General features: G+C 51.0%; 12 protein-coding genes. 11 read left to right on the top strand and 1 reads right to left on the bottom strand.

What is annotated here, in order from left to right; translation table 11 throughout:
• Window positions 1-91 precede the first annotated feature (91 nt).
• The 11 genes from QEN32_RS18520 to QEN32_RS18470 all read left to right on the top strand — a co-directional run bounded on the left by QEN32_RS18520 (window position 92) and on the right by QEN32_RS18470 (window position 12,478).
• Entirely contained in the window at window positions 92-3,088 is a 2,997-nt protein-coding gene (locus QEN32_RS18520) for a chitinase (protein ID WP_265322018.1), read from the top strand.
• Between the two features lie 279 nt (window positions 3,089-3,367).
• Window positions 3,368-4,072: a winged helix-turn-helix transcriptional regulator gene (locus tag QEN32_RS18515; RefSeq protein WP_000738619.1), complete on the top strand. Its 705-nt coding sequence runs from the start codon at window positions 3,368-3,370 to the stop codon at window positions 4,070-4,072.
• Between the two features lie 429 nt (window positions 4,073-4,501).
• Window positions 4,502-5,044, top strand: a complete 543-nt coding sequence (locus tag QEN32_RS18510; RefSeq protein WP_000743357.1) for a fimbrial protein BcfA — start codon at window positions 4,502-4,504, stop codon at window positions 5,042-5,044.
• Between the two features lie 100 nt (window positions 5,045-5,144).
• Window positions 5,145-5,831 carry a fimbrial biogenesis chaperone BcfB gene (gene bcfB, locus QEN32_RS18505; protein ID WP_000742551.1) on the top strand — a complete coding sequence of 229 codons (687 nt, stop codon included), beginning with the start codon at window positions 5,145-5,147 and terminating at the stop codon, window positions 5,829-5,831.
• 4 nt (window positions 5,832-5,835) lie between these two features.
• Window positions 5,836-8,457 carry a fimbrial usher BcfC gene (gene bcfC, locus QEN32_RS18500; RefSeq protein WP_020999906.1) on the top strand — a complete coding sequence of 874 codons (2,622 nt, stop codon included), beginning with the start codon at window positions 5,836-5,838 and terminating at the stop codon, window positions 8,455-8,457.
• Window positions 8,458-9,465, top strand: coding sequence for a fimbrial protein BcfD (locus tag QEN32_RS18495; protein WP_000701237.1), 1,008 nt, complete (start codon window positions 8,458-8,460; stop codon window positions 9,463-9,465). It abuts the gene before it with no gap.
• Window positions 9,466-10,011: a fimbrial protein BcfE gene (locus QEN32_RS18490; protein WP_001082038.1), complete on the top strand. Its 546-nt coding sequence runs from the start codon at window positions 9,466-9,468 to the stop codon at window positions 10,009-10,011.
• Window positions 10,012-10,026: 15 nt separating this feature from the next.
• Window positions 10,027-10,545, top strand: coding sequence for a fimbrial protein BcfF (locus tag QEN32_RS18485; RefSeq protein ID WP_020898357.1), 519 nt, complete (start codon window positions 10,027-10,029; stop codon window positions 10,543-10,545).
• Window positions 10,511-11,242, top strand: a complete 732-nt coding sequence (gene bcfG, locus QEN32_RS18480; RefSeq protein ID WP_001135034.1) for a fimbrial chaperone BcfG — start codon at window positions 10,511-10,513, stop codon at window positions 11,240-11,242. Before QEN32_RS18485 ends, bcfG begins: the two co-directional genes overlap by 35 nt.
• A 64-nt stretch (window positions 11,243-11,306) precedes the next feature.
• On the top strand, window positions 11,307-12,152 hold the full coding sequence (locus tag QEN32_RS18475) for a DsbA family protein (RefSeq protein WP_000291393.1): 846 nt from the start codon (window positions 11,307-11,309) through the stop codon (window positions 12,150-12,152).
• A 38-nt stretch (window positions 12,153-12,190) separates the two neighbouring features.
• On the top strand, window positions 12,191-12,478 hold the full coding sequence (locus tag QEN32_RS18470) for a hypothetical protein (RefSeq protein ID WP_000839833.1): 288 nt from the start codon (window positions 12,191-12,193) through the stop codon (window positions 12,476-12,478).
• Window positions 12,479-12,577: 99 nt separating this feature from the next.
• On the opposite strand, the gene QEN32_RS18465 is transcribed toward QEN32_RS18470, so the two are convergent.
• Window positions 12,578-13,027 (bottom strand): transcriptional regulator, encoded by a 450-nt coding sequence (locus QEN32_RS18465; protein WP_023252921.1) that lies wholly within the window; start codon window positions 13,025-13,027, stop codon window positions 12,578-12,580.
• Between the last annotated feature and the right edge of the window lie 237 nt (window positions 13,028-13,264).

The raw sequence follows: 13,264 nt of genomic DNA, 5'->3' as shown, positions 1-13,264 counted from the left end.
ACACGGCATTAAGCACGATGTATTGGGCTTCATGATTCAAGCCCCGGTTTACCGGGGCTTTTCTCCACCAGGGACAGAGGAAGAGCAGACCATGACCATTTCCATCCATGCCAGCGCATTTGACGTCAACAGCTGGTATCAAAAAATCACCTTAACCTTCATCAATGAGAGCGGTAATGCGGTCGATATGAACCATGCCGCAATATCATTCACGGCTTCCGGGCACATCGATCCATGGGGAAATAGCGGCGGTACGCTCAAAGGGAACCTGCCGCTTACGCTGAATGATAGTTCGTATGGCACGCTGGAAACTAACAACATCATCATTAATAACAGCGATGCATTACTTCTTCAGCCGGGCGAACGCGGGACGCTCTCTTTCAGCCTCGCGGCGACGCAGGTGCCGGTAAAAATGTCCGCCATCACCTTGACGCTGGCGTCATCGTCATCCGAAGACGCAGAGTCTGAAACCCCATCCGATCAGGAGACGCCAGCGATACCCGCCGCAGACGAACAACCCGCCGAACCCGATGTGCCGGAAAAGGACAATGACCTTCAGGAACGCGGCCTTACGCTTAACGTTAGCGAGTTGAATGCCGCGAGTTGGTATCAACGCGTCACCTTTACGCTGACCAACCTCTACGCTCAGGCGGTAGATCTCAATCAGCTTCAACTGAATTTTACGGCCAGCGCGCACCCCGATCCCTACAGTCCGTTTCAGGGAACAATGCTGGGGAATCAGGCCGTGACGCTGGCCAGCGATGGGGGATGGCCCATCGAGAAGAATACCATCACCATTAATCATGACGGCGCGCTGATGCTGGCGGCGGGGGATACCGCCGAATTACAGTGCTATCTGGCCGCCACGCAGATGCCAGTTGCTATCAGCGATTTGAGCGCGACGTTGGCCCATGACCCTGCCCGTCAGGGAAAAATTTGTGTTCATTTTCCTGCCATGACGCAGACCGTGGCGCTCAAACCGGCGATTGAGCTGCTGTTTCCTGCCGGCGAAACCCGGCGCTTTGTCGGTGAGTGGGGAGAGGTTCTGACAATAGGCGATCTTAGCGCAGGAACGTATCGGCTTACCGTACCGGTACTGGCGAATGATGAGATGCAAATCGCGCCAGTCGAGTCCTCTTTTACCGTTACGCTGCAATCCGGCGATGCCGCCGCGCAGGTCCAGGTATCCTGTCTGCCGATTGTCCGTTATGCCAGCGCGCGTCTGATGATTGACGCCCCTGCGCTTGGTAATGCGAAATTGACCGTTGATATCGCCGATACTACGCAAGCGGATGAGCGTACCGTCACGCTGATCGCCAACCAACCTCAGTTAATCACCCGGCTACTGGCGGGGCACCATTATACGGTCAATCTGCAGACTGCGATGATTAATAACCGCTTTATATCGGCACCCATACAGCTTACGGGGTTTATCCCTGCTGCGGCGCAGATTGCCGAGGTTGCTGTCGCTTACCAACAGTCGGCGCTCGACACGGCGAGTTTCGTGACGGTGGATGCCACTCTACTGGGCCTGCCCGATGGCGTCGCGCCGCAGCGTTATCTGTTCAGCAGCGGTAAATATCAATACTCATTAATGCTGGAGAGCGGCAGCGATCGGCAGACGTTGGCATTACGCTTTGCGCCCGGGCTGTATGATGTTCAGACGGACGACATTTTCATCGACAGCGTGCCGTGGCGTTGTGAACAGGCCGGGCCGCTACGGTTGTTGCAAAAGGTCAACCATGTGGCGCTGGAGTTTCTGCCCGGCGTGACGCTACAGGTAAAAGGTTGGCCTGATTACCTTGCCCATGGCGGCGTGACGGTTAACGCGCCAGAGACGGTTTCTCTTTATCGCGATATACCGTTTAGCGCGTTGTTTAAATACGATGGTTTTGACGGCGGCGGCGATCCGGTTCCGGCCGCGGAGGTTGACGTGAACGGGGATGGTTTTCTGGATTACGCGACGTTACCGATCCATAAAACCGTTGCGCTGGTGCGCCAGATAGAAAAAGAAGCCGGGCGTAGCATCATGCCGGTAATGGTCATTTGTACCGCGAATGCCAGCGGCGGTAGCGCGCTGGCGGATTTACAGGATGCGCAAAAGCTACGTAACCATTTTGGTAACTTTATTACCCAGTGTCTGGCGGCGCAGTCATACAAAGATGAGACGCATCCTGTCCCGGCCACCTTTGTGCTTAACCCGGATTTTCTCGGGGCGCTACAGCAAGAACCGTATGGCTATACCGTAGTACGGCAAAAAAACAGTGTGCCGGTGAATGCCCAACTGGCGGCAGCGATACAAGCCTTACCGGCGATGGCTGGCTTTATCGCGCCTTCGTTGCCGACGTTTAGCGACGATCTCTACGGCTATATTCAGGCGGTGAACTATCTTGTTCGTCAGTTTGCCCCGGATGTGGCTTTTGGCTGGCAGACGAATGTCTGGGCGACAGGAACGGCGGACTGGGTGCTGCGCGATACCGCTGATCCGGTAGCTGAAGGGCAGGCGATCGCCGGATTTATTCATGAACTGGGCGTTTATAGCGGAGAATATGCGCCAGACTTTATTGCGTTTGATAAATTTGAGCGTGACTGTTTCAGTCCTGATGCGCTTGCCCACTATGGCTGGAATGCGACATGCTGGCTTAATTACCTGGCGATGGTCAAACAGGTGACGAAAGCGCTGCTGACGCCAGCCATGCTGTGGCAAATCCCAGGCGGCCATATGCCTACAGTAGAAGAGGGCGTCAGTAAGATCAGCCCTGCGCACTTTGCATCCGGCGGAACCTTTTTTATGGGTGACGCCCGCATTGGCAGCGATCCTGACACGCTCTCTTTGCAGCTACTCAATACGGCCTTAAATAGTGCGACTTACGGCGTCCCGACCGTCGGCGACTTTTTACGTAAAGATAAGGGGTATGACTGGGGCCAGATGCAGGCGCTGAATCTACCGGACTTTAACGTCTTTTCGATCTTATGGGGCGGTGGTTCTACTATCAGTATTACGACAATCCATTCTAACGGTGAAGACGGCGGCTGGCTGGCGGATAAAATGGTAGAGTATTATGCTGCTCCACGCTATTTCAGATAATATCACTGCTTATTTGCATTAATCTGGACTATTAGTTTGAGATTCGAAGGCGCGTTCTTTCGAATCTCTTTTCTTGCGCCCCTGACCTCTCATTCTTTATGCGTAATTCGTTATTAATTTTCTGTAATCATTTTGTATTAAGAATTGTCTTAATCTTAAAAATATTGCGTATTAGTGCCTTGTGAATACAGAAATACTGCATAGTGATGTTATTTATTATTAATTTAAGTACTTTTTGAGAAGTTATACTGTGGCGCTACATTGAGTAGACAACCGTTAATGAAAAAAATGATGAACGACGCTTTTGCTAAAGATAATAATGAGAATTCATTACACTCTTTTCTTTTTTCTCAGCAGGCTAAACCTCACGCGGCGATTGATGCCTTATTTTCGGCCTTGTTGCCATTTGGCCAACCGTTTACGCTGGGTATCGGCGATGAGTTTTATTTACAGGCAAATGATGAACACTACATTGTATTACTGGAGTCTGGCGTTGTTTCTTTCTGTCATAATGACAAACGACTCCATATATCTTCATCGTTTGCGCCATCGGTCGTGGGTATGGTTGACAGCTATGGCGCTACCTATAATGTCCCCGCGCGACCGGAACACTTTTTGCTCGCAGAAACGGTTTGTACCGGTAGATTTGTTCGCCTGCCGGATTTTATAAAAATCGCCGATGAATGCGATTTGTGGCACGACGTGGCCCGTTGTCTGGCTTACCGTCTGATGGTGATGAGCGCGCGCGATCGTGAATTAGTCGGCGTCGATTCTTATCTGAAAGTTCGGGCGCTGCTGACAGAAATATGGGCTTATCCACAGGCCTACCGGGAAAGCATTATCGTGTTGAATTTTATTCAACGGCGTACCGGGATATCGCGCAGTCGGACCATGAAGATTCTGTCTGAACTAAAAAAAGGCGGGTATATCCATATTGATAATGGGCGCCTGACGGCGCTCGGAAAACTGCCAGTGGCGTATTAATGCACTATCCGCAACGATATATTTACATATCTCGACTGAATTTGCCTGATATCGTTAATAGAATGTTTTACTGAAGGTTGTTATGAAGGTTATTTTTAAAAAGTCAATATGGCTAAAGGAGATAGGCCGAACGACTGGTGTAAAGTTAATATAAAACAACAGGTTATACCTAGTCCTATAAAACCAAATGTCGATGATTGCAACTTGCCGTTGGCTTGCTAATAATTAATAACATCGTTATCTCATTATAACGTAAAGATTAACTCACGACGTTGAGTGGCTGTTTTATTGCCTCTGACATTTATATCAGAACAAGAAGACACTTTTTTTCGCATAAGAAAAAGTCGTGATATTGCTGTGAAGAAATATCAGCAGCCGTTTCGTTAAAAAATCTGATTACCCTCATCTTTATATTTAAAAGGAGCTTGAATGAAAAAGCCTGTACTAGCATTAATGGTCTCTGCCATTGCCTTTGGCGGAATGTTGTCCACCGCGCAAGCGGATACTACAACCGTCACTGGCGGTACGGTAAATTTTGTCGGACAGGTCGTTGACGCCGCCTGTTCTGTTTCCGCTGACTCTGTCGATCAGACCGTGACATTAGGCCAGGTTCGCGCCAGTAAATTAACCGAGGCCGGTATGGTGGCGAATCAAAAAGAAGATTTCACCATCAAACTGGAAGACTGCGATACTCAGACCAGCCAGAATGCGGCGGTGATTTTTAATGGCCAACAGGACGCAAACCAGCCGGGGTCGCTGGCGAATACCGCTGGGGCAGGTTCGGCGACGAATGTGGCATTACAACTTTATGGACCAGATGGCCAGGCGCTGAATATCGGTGAATCGTCCAGTACTGTTACCTTGAACGATGGCGAAAACGTTATTCCGCTTAGCGTGGATTATATCGCTACCGGTACGGCGACTGCCGGTAATGTTACCGCGACGGCGACATTTAGCATGGTTTATTCCTGATTCCTTATCGGGATTTTTTTCTCGTCTGTTGGGAGGCGAGAAAGGGGCGTTACGCGCGTCACTGCGCGTAACAAACCGACGGCATCAGGATATTACGCAGATGAAAAAAAACGTACCGATTTTCCTTCGATTATTGCTACTGCTGTCGGCGGCCGGCCTGTCGTTTGCCGCGCAGGCGGGAGGCATTGCGCTGGGCGCGACCAGGGTGATTTATCCGCAGGGAAGTAAGCAAACCTCCTTGCCGATTATTAATTCTTCTGCCAGCAATGTTTTTTTAATTCAGTCATGGGTCGCCAATGCCGATGGTTCACGCTCGACGGATTTTATCATTACGCCGCCTCTCTTTGTGATCCAGCCTAAAAAAGAAAATATATTACGTATTATGTATGTCGGGCCGTCATTACCGACCGATCGCGAAAGCGTATTTTATTTAAACAGTAAAGCGATACCCTCTGTCGATAAAAATAAATTGACCGGCAACTCCCTGCAAATTGCGACGCAAAGCGTGATTAAGCTATTTATCCGCCCGAAAAATCTGGCGGAGGCGCCAGCTCATGCCCCGTCGACGCTTCGCTGCCGTAACGAGCGCGGCCAGCTAACGATTACTAATCCTTCGCCGTACTACGTTTCGATGGTTGAACTGTATAGCGCGGGGAAAAAACTGCCGAATACTATGGTACCGCCGAAAGGCGCGATCACTCTCCCGGCGACGCCCGGCCAGGTATCTTTGCGCACGGTAAACGATTTTGGCGCAACGACGCCAGCACGCGTTTGTCCAGCTTCATGATGTTATGCGTAATCAGCTTTTCATGACGCGATATTACTCCAGCGTAACTAAACCCGTATTAACCCCGCTGGCGTTGGCTATCGCACTGGCGCCTGCGCCGGGGTGGGCGGAAAACTATTTCAACCCGGCATTTCTGTCTGACGACCCGTCTGCGGTGGCCGACCTATCGACCTTTTCCCGTAATGCCCAGGCGGCGGGGATGTATCGCGTTGACGTTTACCTGAACAATACGTTTCTCGCAACCAGAGACATTGCCTTCCAGGCGGTGAAAACGACGGGAAAAAGCGCGCCCACCGATGACAGCGGATTACGCGCCTGCCTGACGCCTGAAATGCTTAAAAATATGGGGGTAAACACCGGGGCGTTTCCACTGTTGGCGAAGGCGGCGGCGGGAAGTTGCCCGGATCTCGCCAGTGCGATACCGGCCGCCCGGACCCGCTTTGATTTTGCGCAGCAACGTCTCGACATTAGCATCCCGCAGGCGGCGATGGTTGCCAGCGCCAGAGGCTATATCCCACCGAAATACTGGGATGAAGGTATTAATGCGTTGCTATTGAATTACACCTTTACCGGCGCGAATAGTCAGGATCGGAGCCCAGGCGGCAGTGCGGAGAACAGCTATTTTCTTGGATTGAATAGCGGCCTTAATCTGGGGGCCTGGCGGTTACGCGACTACTCCACATGGAACGCGAATAGCGGCGATCAGAATAGCGACAGCGACTGGCAGCACATCAGTACTTATCTGGAACGTGATGTGGTCTTTTTGCAGGGAGAACTGACGGCAGGCGATAGTTATACCCCCTCCGCATTATTCGACAGCCTTCCTTTTCGCGGGCTACAACTGGCGTCTGACGACAATATGTTGCCAGACAGCATGAAGGGCTTCGCACCGACCATTCACGGCATTGCCAGAAGCAACGCGCAAGTGACCATTCGGCAAAACGGCTACATCATTAATCAGCGCTATGTGCCGCCCGGGGCATTTACTATTAATGATCTCTATCCTACCGCCGCCAGCGGCGATTTGACTGTGGAAGTCAAAGAGTCCGACGGTTCTATTAATCGCTATAACGTGCCCTATTCCGCCGTGCCGATTCTACAACGAGAAGGGCGGCTGAAGTATGCGGCGACGGTGGCGGAGTATCGTAGCGATAGTAGTCAAAAAGAGAAGGTGAAATTCAGTCAGGCGACCTTGATATGGGGGTTACCGCATGGTTTTACGCTGTATGGCGGAACACAACTTTCCAGTCATTATCACGCGCTGGCGATCGGCAGCGGCGCAAATCTGGGCGACTGGGGCGCGGTGTCGCTGGATGTCACCCAGGCTACCAGTACGCTGGCGGATAATAACACCTACCAGGGGCAATCGCTGCGTTTCCTGTATGCCAAATCGCTTGCACAGTCAGGAACCAATTTACAGCTTATGGGCTATCGCTATTCAACCTCGGGCTTTTACACGTTGGATGATACCACGTGGAAACGGATGAGCGGCTATGACGATGACAGTCGGACTGACAGCGATAAAAGCAGGCCGGAATGGGCGGATTATTACAATCTTTATTATACCAGGAGGGGGAAAGTACAACTCGATATCAATCAACAGCTAGGCGGGTTGGGATCGCTTTTTATTACCGGCAGTCAGCAAAGTTACTGGCACACTGATGAAAAGGATTCTTTGTTGCAGGTGGGATACAGCGATACGCTGGCGGGTATTGCATGGAGCGTTTCTTACAACAATAACAAATCCGCAGGCGATGCGGAGCGCGATCAAATTTTCGCGCTGAATATCTCGGTGCCGCTAAGTCAATGGCTGCAACACGATGATGAGGTCACGCGCCATCACAATGTTTACGCTACCTTTAGCACCAGTACGGACAAACAGCATAACGTTACGCAGAATGCGGGCCTTAGCGGCACACTGTTGGACGAAAACAATCTTAGTTACAACATACAGCAAGGCTATCAGAATCACGGTATTGGCGAAAGCGGCGCCGCCAGCCTGGAATACGATGGCGCGAAAGGCAACGCCAACATTGGCTATAACGTTAGCGATAACGGCGATTACCAGCAGGTGAACTATGGCCTGAGCGGCGGCCTGGTGGCGCACGCGCATGGAGTGACGCTAAGCCAGCCGTTAGGCAATACCAATATTTTGATTGCCGCGCCGGGCGCAGCCAATGTCGGCGTTGTCGACCAGCCGGGTATTCATACGGACGCGCGTGGCTATGCGGTGGTGCCGTATGCGACAACATATCGCCAAAACCGTATGGCGCTGGACGTTAACGCCATGGCGGATGATGTCGATATTGATGACGCGGTGACTCGCGTTGTGCCGACCGAAGGCGCGCTGGTTCTGGCCCGCTTTAAAGCGCGGGTCGGCGCGCGTGCCCTGGTAACGCTGAATCATAACGGTAAGCCTGTACCCTTTGGCGCAACGGTGACGGTGAATGATCGCCATGCGGAGGCGATTGTTGACGAGGCCGGGGAAGTCTATCTTTCCGGGTTGTCAGCGCAAGGCGTTCTGCACGTTCGCTGGGGGAACCTGCCGGATCAACAGTGCGTCGCGTCCTATCATCTCTCTTCCTCCCGTCAGATTCTGAGTCGACAACATGCGGAGTGTCATTAAATGAAAATACCTCTTTTATTTGCTCTGCTGGCGGGAAGTGTCGTATCGCAGTACGCCTTCGCAGACGTGTGTAAAAACGTTAACGGTGTACCTTCCAGTATTAATTACGATTTAACGACCACTCTGACGGCAGAACAAAACCAGGTGGGAAAGACGGTTCAACTGGAAAAAAGCCAGGAAGTTAATGTACAGGCGGTGTGTCCCGCCGGCGCGGCGACCTATAGCCAGACTTATCGCTCCTATGTGTCGCCATATCCGGTCGTAGAAACGAGCGGTAACTGGAAATATTTAAAGCTGGACCCGGACTACCTGGAAGGCGGAATGCGAATTGAGGATTCTTCGGCGGGCGATATCTATCCGCCAATGAACAACGTTCTGATGGGATATGATGAAAATGTGAAAGCGGGTCAACCGTTTTACGTTCGTGACTCAAATCTGGAGTTTCAGCTCAAAATTGTTAAACCGTTCGTCGGCACGGTGAATATTAGTCCTAAGACTATGTTCAATGTTTATGTCATGACCGCCGCAGGCGATCCGCTGACAGATGTCGTGTACAGCATTCTTTATAGTGGAACGGTGACCGTACCGCAAAGCTGTGAAATCAACGCCGGACAAACGATTCTGGTGAATTTCGGCGCATTATACAGCGGCAATTTCAACCATGCAGGCCAAAAGCCGGAGGGGGTACGAGCAAAAAAATTCAGCGTACCGGTAAAGTGCAGCGGTCTGGATTCGCAGGTCAATTTAACAATGCGTCTTATCGCTACGCCGGATAGCCACTTTCCCCAGGCTATCGCTTCGGATAATGCCGATGTCGGCGTAGTGGTCGAAACCGATGAAGGAAACGCGCTTATCCCCAATGATGTACAGAGCGTCGCGCCTTTTATCACCGATAGCGCCGGACGCGCTAACATCACATTGCAGGCCTACCCGGTAAGTACAACAGGCGAAACGCCTGCGGAAGGGGCGTTTACCGCACTGGCCAGCCTGCGAGTGGACTTTGACTAAATGAACAGATCACACTGCGCTCTTTTTGCCATGGGACTGATGCTGTGTCCACAAATCAATGCCAGCGCTGACGACCTCGCTTATAACCTCGAATTTACCGGCACTATTGTGGCGCAAACCTGCGACATAGATATCTCCAGCCTCAGTCAAAGTATTGATTTAGGGCAGTTTGCAGTTGGCGATTTTCCTTCGACAGGAACAACGACAAAATTTAAGCCCTTTAATATCAACCTCAAAAATTGTTCCCGAGGAATTGCCGGGGCGAAGATCTGGTTTACCGGCGAACCCGATCCGGACAATCCCGCGCTACTGGCGATCACCGATACCGGAATGGGAAGCGGAAACATGTTAGCAAGCGGGGTTGGGGTGGAAATTCTGAATGATGATCAGGATACCATCAGTATCAATAATGCCGACTCGGTGGTCTATCCGTTGAAAGCCGGACGCAACACGCTGTCTTTTTATATTCGCTATAAATCGACCCGGCCGACGGTCACGTCCGGGAACGCGACGGCGGTCATGTATTTCGATATGCAGTATGAATGAGGAGCCATCGTAATTATGCGTAACGATATCCTGTACGGCATCGGGATGCTGCTGGCGGCATCCGGCGTCCAGGCGCACGATGGCCGGGTCTATGTTTCCGGAACCATCACGGACAATACGTGTTCGCTCTCTCCTGGCTCGGAAAATATTAACGTGGCGATGGGCGCGGTTTCTCAACGGCAGTTTTATCGCGCAGGCGACGGTTCCGCATGGCAACCTTTTGCTATCGATTTACAGAACTGCGGCAGCACTGCCAGCGGCGTAACGGTCAGTTTTAGCGGTGCGGCGGACAGTCGTAATACGGATTTATTGGCGCTTACCGCAGGGGAAAGCGACGCTTCAGGCATTGGGATTGCGCTTTATGATCAAAATAAAACCTTAATCCCACTGGGGCAGGAGAGTGATGTGGTGACGCTCAGTTCGGGCCAGGCGTCGGCACATCTGCAATTTTATGCGCGTTATCTTGCCGATGGCGGCGCGGTAACGCCCGGGGACGCCAATGCCTCCGCAACCTTCATTCTTGCCTATGAATAAGTTCTTTTTACGCTGCGCGATATATTGGTGCTTGCTTCCCATATCATGGGCGCAGGCTGGCGTGGTAATTGGCGGTACTCGCTTTATCTATCATGCGGGCGCCCCGGCATTAAGCGTACCGGTAAGTAACCATTCAGAAGCGTCCTGGTTAATTGATACGCATATTTTACCTGGTGGCCGCTGGCCTGGAACCAAAAACGAAGGGAATATCACGCCCTTCGTGGTCACGCCGCCATTATTTATGCTTTCAGCGCGCCAGGAAAACTCAATGCGGGTGGTTTATACCGGCGGACCGCTACCCGCCGACAGGGAAAGTCTGTTTACCTTGAGTATCGCCGCTATTCCCTCCGGTAAACCGGAAGCGAACCGTGTACAAATGGCGTTTCGTTCGGCTTTAAAATTGCTCTATCGCCCTGAGGGACTCGCCGGCAATCCGCAGCAGGCCTACCGGCATCTGATCTGGTCGCTTACCCCCGATGGCGCGACGGTACGCAATCCGACACCCTATTACGTTACGCTCTTTTTATTACGCGCTAACGAGCGCGCCCAGGACAACGCCGGGGTTGTGGCTCCCTTTGCAACGCGTCAAACGGACTGGTGCCGGCACACGGTTCGCTGCACTGTGCGCTGGCAAAGTATTAATGACTATGGGCGGGTAATGCCAGCGCAAACCGTGGATCTGACGCGTATTCATTAACCTATTTTTCAGGCGTCTCCCGATAGCGGGAGGCTTTCCGATCTTATCGAACGAGACTTTTATTATGTATTATCACGCGTTAAAACTTTCCCGACTGGCGATGTTGACGTTGGCAGGCGTTGCCGTATCCGCCTCGGCAATCGCCGCCGATTCTGCCCCGACGTCGCAAATTGGCCCGACGGCGGAAGCCTACATCGTCAGTCATCCGGATAAAGTGGGAGAGGTGGTGGCAACGTATTTGGCCGAACATCCGGAATTTTTGGTCGCCGCCAGCGAGACGTTGCATCAGCGTCAGCAGATTGCGCAACAACAGGCGTATGTTCAACTGGCATTACAGTATCGTGCTGAGTTGCTCAGTAGCAGCAGTCCTTCCGTTGGACCAAACGAGGCAAAAGCGGCGGTGGTGATGTTCTTTGATTACCAGTGCTCGTGGTGTAGCAAAATGGCGCCTGTGGTCGAAAACCTGATTAAGGCGAACCCGGATACCCGGTTTATTTTCAAAGAGTTTCCTATTTTTTCCTCCCGCTGGCCAGTATCCGGACTGGCGGCCAGAGTCGGCGAACAGGTATGGCTTACCCAGGGCGGGGCAAAATATCTCGACTGGCATAATGCGCTTTATGCCACAGGGAAGGTGGAAGGCGCGTTAACGGAACACGATGTCTACACCCTGGCGCAACATTATCTAACGCCGACGCAGTTGGCCGCCGTAAAAGAAGCGCAAAGCAGCGGTGCAGTACATGATGCGCTCCTCACTAACCAGGCACTGGCGCAGCATATGGACTTTAGCGGCACGCCTGCTTTTGTCGTCATGCCTCAGACGCAAAACGGTGATGTAAAACGGGTGACCGTGATCCCGGGAAGCACGACTCAGGATATGTTGCAAATGGCGATTCAGAAAGCGAAGGGGTGATATTCGCTCAGAGGAGAACGCACAGGAGTGAAAGTAAAATGAAGTCTATGCGTTGCGTCATACCGGTGATTTTACTTTCCTTTATCGTTCATGAAGGGACAGCGAAACCGACCGCTCAGATTCATTTTATGGGATCGGTTGTTGAGGCAGGCTGCTGGAATGACGTGGGAACCTTAGAAATTCAATGCCATAATAAAGAGGGAGTTGAACGTTATATTATTGTCGAGAATATTATCACGCCGATATCGTCTCCTCATGCAACGGTAAAACGAGATTATTTGGATGAAGATAAGCAATTAACAGTGCTACGCATTGTCTATGACTGAACCGCGTAGCAGACCGCAGATGGTGTCCCGTCAGTGTCGTGTGAGGATATTATGAAAAATGTTCTCACCTTCCCGGGACACGGTCTACAGACTTTATCTTCAGATAAACGGTGCTAAAAAGAAAAGCACGATCAATAAAAAAAGAGTGGGAATACCAATGGATATAATTTTATTACATCCGTGAGTATGATATTGAATAGCTTGTGGCGGTATGTCAGCAGCGTCAATGATAAATCTTTCATCGATTTTTATCCCCTGTCTGGGGAGCGTAACGAACAGTTCGAAAAGCCCGATTTGTTGTAAATCTCGTCGCAGCAGATAAAGAAGTTGCGTCAAATTAGCATCGCTAACAAATTGACTTCGCTCTCCCCAAACTGCGTACGCGACACCTTCACGGATAATCAATTCCTGATGTGCGTTTTCTATTAAATAGCTCAGGCACCGGGCCCGCATAAATGTCATTTTGAGTGCTGCATTGCTGCGCAAGGACGTGATTTCCCTTAATGATTCATTGTAAATAAACTCATTATTTATTTTATGCTGTCTCATGATTACTCCATTTGTGCTTTCAGGCTATGACATCCCACTTGTTCCGTATAGTCAGCATCGTTGCAACGTGTCCGCTATGCTATGAGCAAGGATAGGTTGGGGCGACAGGCCTGAAAAATCAACTGTCATTAAATTGGCTAAATTGTTTAAGTGAAATAAATGTTATTGTTTTTGTGTTCTTTCTATAAGCATGTTGATTCTGTTTTATCAATATTTAATGAGGTATACATATAACGC

Origin of the sequence: Salmonella sp. SA14318, from assembly GCF_029866905.1 — a bacterium.
GTDB lineage: Bacteria > Pseudomonadota > Gammaproteobacteria > Enterobacterales > Enterobacteriaceae > Salmonella > Salmonella enterica.
This window is presented reverse-complemented; position numbering and strand designations above follow the sequence as displayed.

What these genes read in the sequence shown, in the direction of transcription:
- QEN32_RS18520 (WP_265322018.1), top strand. Translation starts at nt 92, where the DNA reads ATGACCATTTCCATCCATGCCAGCGCATTTGACGTCAACAGCTGGTAT.
- QEN32_RS18515 (WP_000738619.1), top strand. Translation starts at nt 3,368, where the DNA reads ATGAAAAAAATGATGAACGACGCTTTTGCTAAAGATAATAATGAGAAT.
- QEN32_RS18510 (WP_000743357.1), top strand. Translation starts at nt 4,502, where the DNA reads ATGAAAAAGCCTGTACTAGCATTAATGGTCTCTGCCATTGCCTTTGGC.
- bcfB (WP_000742551.1), top strand. Translation starts at nt 5,145, where the DNA reads ATGAAAAAAAACGTACCGATTTTCCTTCGATTATTGCTACTGCTGTCG.
- bcfC (WP_020999906.1), top strand. Translation starts at nt 5,836, where the DNA reads ATGCGTAATCAGCTTTTCATGACGCGATATTACTCCAGCGTAACTAAA.
- QEN32_RS18495 (WP_000701237.1), top strand. Translation starts at nt 8,458, where the DNA reads ATGAAAATACCTCTTTTATTTGCTCTGCTGGCGGGAAGTGTCGTATCG.
- QEN32_RS18490 (WP_001082038.1), top strand. Translation starts at nt 9,466, where the DNA reads ATGAACAGATCACACTGCGCTCTTTTTGCCATGGGACTGATGCTGTGT.
- QEN32_RS18485 (WP_020898357.1), top strand. Translation starts at nt 10,027, where the DNA reads ATGCGTAACGATATCCTGTACGGCATCGGGATGCTGCTGGCGGCATCC.
- bcfG (WP_001135034.1), top strand. Translation starts at nt 10,511, where the DNA reads ATGCCTCCGCAACCTTCATTCTTGCCTATGAATAAGTTCTTTTTACGC.
- QEN32_RS18475 (WP_000291393.1), top strand. Translation starts at nt 11,307, where the DNA reads ATGTATTATCACGCGTTAAAACTTTCCCGACTGGCGATGTTGACGTTG.
- QEN32_RS18470 (WP_000839833.1), top strand. Translation starts at nt 12,191, where the DNA reads ATGAAGTCTATGCGTTGCGTCATACCGGTGATTTTACTTTCCTTTATC.
- QEN32_RS18465 (WP_023252921.1), bottom strand. Translation starts at nt 13,027, where the DNA reads ATGAGACAGCATAAAATAAATAATGAGTTTATTTACAATGAATCATTA.